The sequence below is a fragment of the Tenacibaculum sp. MAR_2009_124 genome (assembly GCF_900105455.1).
GTDB lineage: Bacteria > Bacteroidota > Bacteroidia > Flavobacteriales > Flavobacteriaceae > Polaribacter.
In genome coordinates, this window is the sequence record NZ_FNSF01000005.1 from 239,246 (window position 1) to 253,132 (window position 13,887).

The 13,887-nt window shown below is 32.7% G+C and carries 2 protein-coding genes; both read left to right on the forward strand.

Annotated elements, in window-relative coordinates:
* Nucleotides 1-910 precede the first annotated feature (910 nt).
* Nucleotides 911-7,279 (forward strand): non-ribosomal peptide synthetase, encoded by a 6,369-nt coding sequence (locus tag BLW23_RS11870; RefSeq protein WP_093670106.1) that lies wholly within the window; start codon nt 911-913, stop codon nt 7,277-7,279.
* A 37-nt stretch (nt 7,280-7,316) separates the two neighbouring features.
* Nucleotides 7,317-13,886, forward strand: coding sequence for a non-ribosomal peptide synthetase (locus BLW23_RS11875; RefSeq protein WP_093670108.1), 6,570 nt, complete (start codon nt 7,317-7,319; stop codon nt 13,884-13,886).
* Nucleotide 13,887: the final 1 nt, after the last annotated feature.

The following is a 13,887-nucleotide window of genomic DNA, read 5'->3' on the forward strand; positions in this document are numbered from 1 at the left end:
ATAACAGTATAAAATCCTATACCAAAACTAAGTCAATTCGAGAAGATATTTCTCTCATAGAAAGATGAAAGAAAGAAAAGAGCAAGACGAATTTTATGAGCTAAGACGTTCATGGCACAATCTTAGAATTAAAATTTACTATTAATACGATATCTTCTTGTATTTACTGGTATTGTTTTTTAAACAAACTTAATAATAGAACTAACGCAATTGAAACATTCTACTTACTCCTTCTTTCATAAATAGTTTTGCGCTTATTTCTCCAAAATTAATTTAACATATATCCAAAAATTAAAACACTACTAACCAGCTCTTTAACGCGTTAATTGAAATTAATTTAAAATTAGGCATCAAATATATTATCATTTTTTTCTATATTTATCAGCAAAATTACTCAATAAAATTAGAAGAAGGCCATAGTGTGATTGGTAAGGGCGAAGCCGTACTAAAACTTAATATATTACATTTAATCTCAACACTTTACTAAAAAAACTGACATCTAGCATCATAGAATGATTTTCAGTTAGGTTAAAGATTTTTATCTTTTAAAAAAATATTTATCTTTTTTTAACGTAAACTAAATCATTCTAAATTTCATCATAAATTAATACTCTAAAAATTAACTTGGACTCGATTCTGTTTCTTAAAAAGATTGACGTTTAACACCACTAACAATACAATTTTTAAGAAACACAATCAGACAAATTCAGAAAAGAAAATGATCTTGTGATCTACTCTAGCTTTAGTTTATTTTAAATTAGTTAATGCTTAATAAGAGACTCGTACTCTTGTAATATAATAAACTTCCCTCTACCCAAATAACAACTGATCGAAACATATAATTTAGTATTGGTTGTACACACAACTCTTCCTCATATATAAAATACAATTCCGAAAACACCCACATAAAATGAATTCAAAAGAGAAGTTGCATTTAGCACAACTGGAAGTTTATTACGGTCAGTTACTAGATCCTAAAAGCTCCATTTATACCATGGGAGGCTATGTAGTTCTTACCGGTATTCTTGATACAGTGCTTTTTAAAAGTGTTGTAGCAGGCTTGTCTTCAGTATATGACATCTATAACTTCAGGTATGATTTCACAGGAAACGAACCTTTACTATATCTTGGAGAAACCAAAGACGTTTATTTAAATGAGCTTGATTTTTCAAATGAACTCTCCCCAGAAAAAAATGCCAAAGAATGGATACAGAAGGAAATAGACACAGCTTTCGATATAACTCAGGAAAAACTGTACAACTACTCATTAATAAAAATAGCTGAAAATATTCATTGGTGGTGTTGTTATAATCACCATTTATTATACGACGGTTTTGGTTCTTCTTTATTTGTAAGTCATGTAATAGAAGAGTATGACAGAAGATTAAACTCTCCTACTACCATCCCAAATACCTATCCTTTGTATTTTGACATAGCTAAAAAAAGTAATGACTATTTAAACTCCGAACAATACGATTCAGATGCAACATATTGGAGAGAAAAGTTTAGTGACATTCCTAATCCAATAATTAACATTCATAAAAAAAACAGTAGCACTGGAGGATACCGCTTATCAATCCCCATTTCAGAGAGTGACAAAGCATTATATAGTCGTTTGAATGAAAAAACAAAAGCAAATCTTCCTCAATTTACTTTAGCCGCTTTACTCATATATTTCGGAAAAACGACACCGCAATCTATCTTTAGTTTTGGTGTTCCAATTCATAATAGAGTAAGTCGAGAAGAACGTAAAACTCTAGGGATGTTTTCAAGCGTACTTCCTTTTAAAGGAACATACAATCCAGACAAAATTTTATCAGAATTCATCCTTGATCTAAAGAAAGCTCAACGAAATGATTTTAGACATCGACAATATCCAATATCCCACTTAAATAAACACCTGAAATTATTATCCAAAAAACGGCAACAAATTTTTGATATTGTCATAAACTATGAGGGATTTCCTTTTCCAAAATCATTACCATCAGGGTTAAATGTTGTTATAAAAAACTTGTCTACAGTTAGAAGCCTAGAAGACCCATTACTTATACGATGGTGTGATTACAAAGAAAATTCTTCTTTAATATTAACTATTGATTTCCTTAAAGAGTATTTCAAAGAAACGGAGATAGAATTATTATCAGAAAGGTTATTATTCATTTTAAGACAATTTGAAAACAACCTAACAGAACCTATAAATGACATTTCCATTTTACCTGAAAAAGAGAAAAAACATTTACTAGAAATTGGTAAAGGAATTGATACAACCTATCCATCACATGAGAATATCTTAACCCTCTTTACAAAACAGGCTGAGATTAACCCAAAAGCTATTGCTGTAGTTTACAAAGAAACCTCTTTAAGTTACAAAGAATTGGATGAGCGCTCAAATCAACTAGCTAGTTACTTACATAAACAAGGCATTAAATCTGATATAAAGGTAGGTATTTGTTTAAATCGAAGTTTAGAAATGCTTATTGGTATTTTAGGTGTTTTAAAGGCTGGAGGTGCTTATGTTCCTATTGATAAAACACTCCCAAAGGAACGCATTGATTATATGATCGACGATTCAAATATGAGTTTTGTTTTGACAGATAAAAATACTATTCATTTAATTCCTGTTAAAAACAATTTAGAAGCTTTAATGTTAGATAATCATTGGGATATCATCGAAAAAGAACCTCTTGAGAAACCTACCATATCCATCTCCCAAAATAATTTAGCCTATGTTATATATACCTCAGGTAGCACAGGTACTCCAAAGGGAGTGATGATAACACATGCCTCTCTTATAGATTATGTATATGCATTCTCGAATTATTTTAAGATAACTGATTCAGATGTTATCTTAAACCAAGCTTCCATTTCATTTGATACTTCTATCGAAGAAATTTTCCCAATTTTAAGTGCAGGAGGAAAACTTATTATCGCAGAAAATAACAAAGATTTTAATGCTATTGTTTCTTTAAGTAAGAAACATAACATTACCCTACTCAGTACACACCCTTTTTTAATTGATTTTTTAAACACAGAATCCAATTTTGATTCTCTGTCCTTGCGTGCAATTATTAGTGGTGGTGATGTACTAAAGCCATCTTATATCAACAACATTTTCAAAAAGATTCCTATTTACAATTCTTATGGTCCAACCGAAGCCACTGTATGTATTAGTTACTATAAAATAAAAACTCTTTCAGACACTATTCCAATAGGCAAACCTATTGATAATACATCTTTATATGTAGTAGATGATTCTGGTAATTTATGTCCTAAAGGTGTAATCGGAGAGCTATGGGCTAGTGGAAAAGGAATAGCGAAAGGGTATCTGAATAATCAAATCCTTTCAGAAGATAAGTTTATAGCCAATCCATTTAAAAAAGGGAAGCGTATCTATAAAACAGGAGATCTTGTAAAATGGCTACCTGATGGAAATTTAGAATTTATCGGAAGAAAAGATTCTCAAGTAAATATTCGAGGCCATCGCATTGAATTAGGTGAAATTGAGAGTGTTTTATTATCTCTAGGTTCAATAGACCAATGTTGCGTTTTAGTTAAAAATGATGTAAATGACAACAAGCATTTAGTGGGATACATAACCACAAGAAATTCACTAAATAAAAGAGAATTACAAGAAAAACTAAAAACAAGCTTACCTAACTATATGATTCCTAATTTATGGGTAAAGCTAGAAGAAATGCCTCTAACTGTAAATGGTAAATTAGATCGAAAACTACTACCAAATCCTGATTTTTCAGAATTATCAACAAAAACATATATAGCACCAAGAAATGAAATAGAAGAAACCTTAGCAAGCACTTGGCAGGAGTTATTAAGAATAGAAAAAATAGGGATCTACGACAACTTTTTCGAATTAGGAGGACATAGCTTATTAGTTGTTAAACTAATTAACCAACTACAAGAAAATGGTTTTCATATTAATGTGAAAGATATTTTTTCAAATGCCACCATTGCCGGAATTAGTAAAAACTTATCCGTAATTAAAACAACATACCAAGTTCCGACCAATGGTATTACTGAAAACTGTTCTCATATCACACCAATAATGGTTCCTCTTTTAAATTTTGAACAAGAGGACATAAACAAAATAGTAAGTAGTATTCCTGGTGGAGTTTCAAATATTCAAGATATATACCCTTTATCACCATTACAAGAAGGAATTTATTTTCAGTATTTAATAAGTTCTAAAACCGCTGGTGACCCTTATGTAACTCCAATACTACTATCATTTACCAATAAAGAAAAAAGAGCGTCTTTTATAAAAGCTTTACAGTTTGTCATCAATCGTCACGATGTTTTAAGAACCTGTTTTTTAAGTGAGAAATTGCCAAAACCAGTCCAAGTAGTACTCAAAGAAGCGGAAGTACTTGTTGAAGAATTAACTATTGACAACTCAAAAGATGTATTCGCTCAATTACAAATTCTCATTAATTCTGGAAATCAACGACTCGATGTTTCCCAAGCTCCATTAATTAAACTACAACTAGCAGACGACATAGAAAACAATCAATATTATATGGTATTACTAGAACATCATTTAGTAATAGATCATGTAGGGTTGGAAAAAGTGATTTCGGAAATAAAATCATACTTATACAATGAAGAAGCGAAATTACCTAAACCTTATTTGTACAGAAACTTTATTGGACATACACTTCACCAAAAAGCAACGAATAACGGAAAACAATTTTTCAAAAATTTACTTTGTAATATTGACAAATCCACCTATCCCTATCAATTATCTAACATAAGAGGTAATGGACTTAATATTGAAGAATCAAGTATTCTTCTTTCAAAAAGTTTAAGCAGTAAAATTCGTTCCGTTAGCAATCATTTAAAAATTAGTTCAGCCGCTTTATTTCATGCTGCCTATGGCCTTGTTATAGGAAGGCTTAGTAATTCAGACTATGCACTTTTTGGTTCACTATTTTCAGGACGAATGCAAGAAGCATCCGATGGGCTAGGTCTCTATATAAACACCCTGCCCTTCTTTATTGAGTTAAATGGAAGTATCTCAACATACATTCAAAACGTTCATCAACGGTTACATCAATATTTATCATTTGAGCAAACACCTTTATCCGATATCCAAAATTGGAGTGGTATTGCTAATGATGTTCCTATTTTTAGTGCACTACTAAACTTTCGTTATACGTCAAATTCGTCCAATACAAAAAATGGTGGAAAAATACTTGATTCAGGAGTTACTATAGTTGATGCGTACGAACGTACCAATTATCCGTTTACATTAAGCATAGATGATTTTGGAATAGACTTCGGCTTAACCGCAAGAGTAGTTTCAAACATAAATGTTAACCGTGTAATTGGATATATTGAAAATACGTTGGACCAATTAGTTACCTGTTTAAATTCCGAAAAACCAACGTATTTAGTTGACCTAGACATTATACCAAAAGAAGAGACAAATCAAATACTAACAGTATTTAACAACATCCAATTTGACCAACCTCTGAATAAAACATTAATCGATTTAATTTCTGATCAAGTTTACAAAACTCCAAATTCCATTGCCATCGCGCATAATAACATAACATTAACCTATAAGGAATTAGACGAACGTTCAAATCAATTAGCTAGATTCTTACACAACAGAAGCACCTCCTCTGACAATCTTATTGGTATCTGTTTAGAAAGAGGGTTAGACATGATTGTAGGGCTCTTAGGAATTCTAAAATCTGGGGCGGCTTATGTCCCAATAGACCCCGACTATCCCAAAGATCGAATTGACTACATCTTAAATGATGCGAATATTGAATTCATATTAACTTCTGACCATACCAAGAAAATATTAGAAAACAAAAAAGGAATAACCATTGTATCCTTAGAGAGTAATTGGAATGATATTAATACTTACACCACTAATAAGTTAAACAAAATTATACTCCCGAATCAGCTAGCTTATGTAATTTACACCTCTGGAAGTACAGGAAATCCTAAAGGGGTTTTAATTGAACACAGAACTGTTGTAAACTTAATTACTTCTCAGCGCTCTTCTCTTAATATTAACTCAAATGAAGTTATTTTACAATTAGCCAACTTTGTTTTTGATGCCTCTGTTGAACAGATTTTTATTTCCTTGTCAAGCGGAGCCAAGTTAGTCTTATTGAATAAAGATATTATTATTGATTCTTTCAAACTGATGGCGTTAATAAAAAAAGAGCAAATCACTTATTTACATGCAACCCCAAGTTTCTTAAACACTTTTGAAATAAATGATAAAATAGAGCATTTAAAAATAGTTATTTCTGGGGGAGAAGTTTGCCCCTTCGAATTGATGCAAAAATGGAGTAAAAACTACTCATTTTATAACAAATACGGTCCAACAGAAACTACGGTCACGGCGACAATTACATTACCATACAACACCTCCAATAACAACAAAGACATAACCATTGGTACTCCTATAAAAAACACTCAAATTTATATTACTAACAGCAACATGAAATTGGTTCCTATTGAAGTAATAGGAGAAATATGTATCGGTGGGCAAGGTGTTGCTAGAGGATATTTAAACCATCCAGAATTAACCGAAGAAAAATTTATACCGAATCCTTTTAGAGAAGGAGACAGACTCTACAAAACAGGAGATTTAGGAAGATGGCTGCCAGATGGAACTATTGAATTTTTCGGAAGAAAAGATGAGCAAGTAAAAATACGTGGATACCGAATTGAATTGAGAGAAATAGAAAAATCATTATCATCATTAACATCCGTGAATCAATGCTGTGTTTTAGCCAGACAAAACAACGATAGCACAAAGAGTCTAATAGGCTATGTAGTTCCTAATAAAACGTTCAACAAAGAAAAAATTCAACTACAATTAAAAACAATTTTACCCGACTATATGGTTCCTAATTTATGGGTAGAACTGACTGAAATGCCATTAACTTCAAATGGAAAAATAAACAAAAACTTATTACCAGCTCCAAACGGAGCTATCCTTTCAAAAAACAAATATGTATCAGCTCGCAATGACATAGAAAAACGATTGGTAGTTATTTGGCAGAAATTACTTGAAGTTGATACAATAGGAATTCATGACCACTTCTTCGAACTAGGAGGCCATAGTTTATTAGCTACTCGTTTAGTCTCAATGATTCGCAAAGAATTTGAAATTGAAGTCGCTATTCAAAATGTCTTCAAATTTACAACCATAAACGAAATAGCCTGCTACTTAGAACATAAGCAGTACAACTTACAATACAAGAAAAAAGAATACAGTATAAATATCGAAATATAAATCTAACCTAACCAAATATAAATCTAACCTAACCAACATGGATATTACAATTTTCTTTCGCAAACTTTATAAAGAAGGAATAAAACTAGTTTTAAAAGACGGATCATTAAATATTAAAGCCGATGCCGAAATTAATCCTGAGATAATTACTGAAATACGAAATAATAAAGAGTTAATCATTAACTACCTAAAAGCTTATGAAGAAGATACCTCTTCAGAAAGTTTACTAGAAAAAATCACCCCATACAATAAAGAAGAACTTGAACAAATCCCGTTATCATTTGGACAAGAACGATTGTGGTTTTTACAGCAAATGAATGGGAGTAGTGAAGAGTATCATATAAACACCGTGATCCGTTTAGAAGGAGACTTAGATGTAAAAATACTAGAAGAAACTTTAAAAACTATTGTTAGCCGCCATGAAGTTCTCCGCACCGTAATTTACGAAGAAGAAGGTATTGGTTATCAAAAAGTAATACCTGTAAATGACTGGTCCTTGCAAAAAGTTGTTACTTCGGAACAAACGAACCTAGAGAAAGAAGTTCATGACTTTATGAACATTACTTTCGACTTGTCAAAAGATTATATGTTGCGTTGTGGCTTATATGACTTAGGAAAAAACAAGTACGTATTAGCCTGTGTTTTTCACCATATTGCAAGCGACGGATGGTCTTCAGGTATTTTAACAAATGAGTTTATTACAATTTATAGTGCATTAAAATCAGGACAAAAAACTCATTTTCCAGAATTGAGTTTACAGTATTCTGATTATGCTTTATGGCAACGAACTTATTTCGAGAAAGAAATTTTAGAAGATCAATTAACCTATTGGGAAGAAAAACTAAAAGATTCAAGTTCTTTAGTATTGCCATTTGACTACCCTAGACCTTCCATTCAAAGTACCGCAGGAGCCACTTTATTTGTTGATTTAGATGAAAAGCTAACAAGCTCACTTAATGCATTGGCTAAAGAAGAAGGAGTTACATTATTTATGTTACTATTAGCCGCTTTTAAAGTATTGTTATCTCGTTATAGTGGTCAACAAGACATTTCTATTGGTACTCCTATTGCTAATCGTACTCAATCAGATTTGGAAGAAATGATAGGCTTCTTTGTAAACACCTTAGTATTACGAAGTGATTTAAGTGGCAATCCAAGTTTCAAGGAGTTTTTAAGTCAAGTAAAACAAACAACACTAAAGAGCTACGATCATCAATTAGCTCCTTTTGAAAAAGTAGTGGACCGAGTTGTAAAAACCCGTGACACGAGCTCTAGCGCACTATTCCAAGTAATGTTTACGTTACAAAACACGCCTTCAAGTTCAACTGATATAACAATCGAAGATGTAACAATATCTGGATATGAATTTAACGATGACAAGTCAGAGTTTGACCTCACTCTAGACGTGTCCGAAGAAGAAGGTGAAATAACATTAAGCTTAACATATTGTACGGCATTATTTAAGGAAGAAACAGTGAACCGTATGATGGTTCATTATCAAGAATTATTGACGAGCATTGTTAATAATAACAATCTTCCGATTAATGACCTACAAATGTTAACTGAAAAAGAAGAGGTTCAAATATTAAAAGCTTTCAATGCTACAAAAGTTTCTTTTCCTACAAACCAAACAGTTGTTGATTTGTTTGAAGCCCAAGTTGAAAAAACACCAGATTCAATTGCAGCATTATTCGAATCAACATCTTTATCTTATAAAGAATTAAATGAACGATCTAATCAATTAGCACATTATCTAAAAACACAAGGTGTTCAATCAGACACCTTAGTTGGTATTTGTTTGGAACGAAGCAACGATATGATTGTAAGTATTTTAGGTATTCTAAAATCAGGAGGTGCCTATGTTCCTATAGACCCTAATTATCCTACATCCCGTATAGATTACATACTTGAAGATACTGGTATTGAACTACTAATAAGCAGTGGAAACACAAGTGAAACTTCTTCGGATCAACACGAAACTAAGATTATTTCATTAACATATGATTGGAAAGATATTTCAAAATTACCTACTCAAAATCCTCAAACAATCTCATCAACCAGTCATTTAGCTTATGTCATTTATACCTCTGGTAGTACAGGAAAACCTAAAGGAGTTGCGGTAACCCATGGAAATCTATTCTCTACTTTACAGGGTGAATTGAAACTACTAGGTTCAGAACAGAATTTAAGATCATGTTTACTGACCAATTATGTTTTCGATGTCTCTCTACTTGAGTTGTTCCTTCCGCTAATAACAGGTGAACGAATTGTAATACCAAACTCAAAAACAGGGAAAGACATTCCTTCATTACTCCACTTATTAGTATCAGAAAAGGTTACAGTTTTACAAGGAACTCCTAGTTTTTTCAGCATATTCCTTACCGGATTAACCTCTACAATATCAAACTCTCTAAGCTTAGAATTACTCTGTATCGGAGGAGAGTCTTTAACGACTTCACTCGTTTCCGAAATACAAAGCCTCTTACCTAATGTTCAAATAAATAACCATTATGGTCCTACAGAGATCACTATTGACGCTATTGTAGCAACCGACATCAAAGAGTTTACTAATAACAATATCGGTTCACCAATGCCTAATGTGGAGTCCTATATTGTAGACTCTTATGACGGTCTAGTTCCGTTAGGAGTATTTGGAGAACTATACATCGGAGGTAATGGAGTTACTAAAGGTTATATCAACAGAGAAACATTAACTGCAGAAAAATTCATCAACAGCCCGTTTAAGCAAGGAGAAACACTGTATAAAACTGGTGATTTGGCTCGCTGGTTACCAAATGGAACGATTGAATATAAAGGAAGAAAAGACAATCAGGTAAAAGTTCGTGGTTATCGAATTGAGTTAGGAGAAGTAGAAAAATCAATTTCAGCTTTGGAATCTGTAAATCAATGTTGTGTATTGGTTAAAGAAGACCCAAGCGGCAATAGTTTAGTGGCTTACGTAGTGACTGAAGGAGAATTTGACAAAGAATTACTACAAGCTCAATTAAAGGAAATATTGCCAGAATATATGATTCCTATGCTATGGATTGAACTGGAAGAAATGCCATTGACAACAAATGGAAAAATAGATAAAAAGTCACTGCCAGAAATCGATGAATCATTGCTGCTTAGAAGAAAATATGTCGCCCCTAGAAACGAAACCGAAGAAGAATTAGTTACAATTTGGCAAGAGTTATTAGGCCTAGATAAAGTAGGAATTTACGATAACTTCTTTGAACTTGGAGGCCATAGCTTATTAGTTGTTCAACTTATTTCTCGTATTCAAAAATTAGACTTACATATTGAAATAAAAGATGTATTTACTGATGCTACCATTGCAGGAATTAGTCAAAGAGTAACTTCACTTGAAGAAATGTATAAAGTTCCAGAAAATGGAATTACCAAAACCACTGAACGTATTATTCCTTCAATGGTTCCTCTGCTAGATTTCGAACAAGAGGATTTAGACTTATTGGTCTCTCAAGTTGAAGGAGGAGTTTCAAACATTGAAGATATGTATCCTTTGTCTCCATTACAAGAAGGAATTTATTTCCATTATTTAATGAGCGATAAAAAAAGTGGTGATCCTTATGTTTTACCTCATTTATTATCCTTTTCAGATGCAGAAGAACGAAAAACCTTTATTACAGCCTTACAATTCGTAACTAATCGTCATGACGTATTGCGCACTTGTGTTATTGGCACAGGACTTCCTAGAGCCGTACAGGTAGTACTTAGGGAAGTTCCTTTAACGGTAGAGCACCTGACCATAGATAACCCTGAAAACACATTATCTGAACTAGAATCATTAATGGCTCCAGGATGCCAATGGTTAGATGTATCTAAAGCTCCTCTATTAGAGTTAAAATCTGCCGATGATCCTGTAAACAACAACTACTATCTAATTGTCAATCAACACCATTTAGTCATGGACCATGTTGGATTGGAAAAAATCATTTTTGAGGTAGATCAATATTTATCAGGAAATAAAGACATACTTCCTAAGCCAGTTCTATATCGCGAATTTATTGGCCATACCCTACACCTTCAAGAAACAAATGACAGCGAATCATATTTTAAAGAATTGTTAGCTGATATTGAAGATCCTACGTATCCATTTAATTTATCAGATATCAGAGGTAATGGAAGCGATATTAAAGATTCTGAAATTATTTTATCCTTAGAGTTAAGTAGAAAAATCCGCAGTATTAGTATTGAATTAGGAATGAGTCCCGCTGTTATATTTCATGCTGCCTATGGATTGGTAGTAGGGAAATGTAGTAATCACAATTACGCATTGTTTGGCTCATTATTCTCTGGGCGTCTGCAAGGTTCTTTAGGAGCTGAAAACTCATTAGGCTTATTCATTAACACATTACCATTCTTTGTTGAATTAAAAGGGACTGTATTGGACTACATTGAAAAGGTAAAGCAACTATTAAATGGACTACTTCCCTATGAACAAACCCCTTTGTCTGCCATTCAAAACTGGAGTGATATTTCAAACGAAGTTCCATTCTTTAGTGCTTTATTAAACTTCCGTCATTCTCACGATTCTTCAGAAGAAGATGATAACGATAGTATTGATGATAATAGTACTGCGGGATTCGGAGAAACCTTTATCGCAGGTCATGAACGCACAAATTATCCATTTACCTTAAATGTTGACGATTTCGGAGAACTATTTGGGTTATCTGCTCAAATGGATCCAAGTATAGAACCAGACAGAATACTCTCGTACATGCAGTCAATTCTTAATGAAATTATTGAAGAAATGAGCAATGAAAAAGCTGTAACCGAACTAACTATGTTAACGAAAGGGGAAGAAGTACAATTGTTGGAAATTTTCAATGATAATAAGATCTCTTACCCTCAAGATAAAACTATTATAGATTTATTCAACGACCATGTTAAACGAGCCCCTGAAGCAATAGCGCTAGTTTATGGTGAGGAGATAATAACTTTTGGAGAATTAGATGAACTATCAAATCGATTTGCAAACTACCTACTCGGCACTTATGAAATAAAAACTGAAACCTCTATTGGTGTATCCTTAGAGCGAAGCGATTGGTCGATAGTATCTTTTTTAGCTATATTAAAAACAGGAGGTGTATATGTTCCAATTGATGTTTATTATCCAGAAGAGCGAAAAGACTACATACAGAAAGACAGTGGTGCTATTTTTGTAATTGACGACTCAGTTTTAGAAGAATTTATCGAAAACGGAGAAGATTACGGTGCTCATAAACCAAATATTGAAATAAAACCTAATAACCTAGCTTACATCATTTATACATCAGGAAGCACTGGAAAACCAAAAGGAGTAATGATTGAGCATACTAGTGTAATTAACACTCTATTAACCAATATTAATTCGTTTTCTATTACTCCTGAATCAAATTGTTTGCAATTTGCCAACCCTTCATTTGACGCTTCAATATGGGAAATTGGAATATCTCTTTTAAGTGGAGCCAGTTTATATATTATAGAAGAGGATAGAAAATCGGACACTCCTCTATTCAAAGAATTCATTCAAGATAACAACATTACATTTGCCGTATTACCTCCAGCCTTTTTGCAATTATTAGAAGTTGAAGATTTAAAACCTCTTGACACATTAGTTACTGGAGGAGAAGCAATTCCGTTAACCGTAGCCAAAACATTTTCAAAGGAATATAAATATTTCAATGCATATGGACCAACTGAAGCAAGTATTTGCACAACCACATTCAACGGAAATATAAAAAGTTTAGTTCCTATTGGTAAACCCATTAATAATATGCAAGTTTATATTTTAAGCGAAGCCAATGAATTGTTACCCCTTGGTGTAATTGGAGAATTATGTGTTGGTGGTATTGGAGTGGCGAGAGGTTATTTAAACAGAGACGAACTAACTAAAGAAAAGTTTATTGATAGTCCATTTAAAAATGGAGATCGAATTTATAAAACGGGCGATTTAGCCAAATGGCTCCCAGATGGAAATATTGAGTTTTCGGGAAGAAAAGATGATCAAGTTAAAATACGTGGATATCGAATTGAAATAGGCGAAATCGAAAATGTATTATCAGAAATTTCAGAAATTCAAAGTAGCTGCGTATTAGCCAAAGAAGATTCAATTGGCAACAAACGTTTAGTTGGATACATTCTCCCTACCGAAGAGTATACTAAAGAAACTGTTCAAGAAAAATTAGCTGCTCGCCTACCCGATTACATGATTCCTAGTATATGGGTTACCTTAGACGAAATGCCTTTAACTAATAGCGGTAAAATTGCAAAGAAATTGTTACCTGCTCCCGATGGTTCGTTATTATCGACTGTTGAATATATAGCTCCTAGAAATGAAATGGAAGAACAACTTGCTACTATTTGGCAAGAACTACTTGGAATTGAAAAAGTAGGAATTTATGATAATTTCTTCGAATTAGGCGGGCACAGCCTTTTAGCTACTCGTTTAGTTTCAATGATTCGTCGAGAATTAGAAGTTGAAATAGCTATTCAAAACATATTTAAGTTTACAACCATAGACGAAATAGCCTGTTATTTAGAACATAAGGAACATAGCCTTGAAGACAAGGAGAAAGAGTACAGCATAAACATTGAAATTTAGT

Bases quoted from the DNA above. Each gene is read 5' to 3' on its own strand.
- BLW23_RS11870 (WP_093670106.1), top strand. From the start codon at position 911: ATGAATTCAAAAGAGAAGTTGCATTTAGCACAACTGGAAGTTTATTAC.
- BLW23_RS11875 (WP_093670108.1), top strand. From the start codon at position 7,317: ATGGATATTACAATTTTCTTTCGCAAACTTTATAAAGAAGGAATAAAA.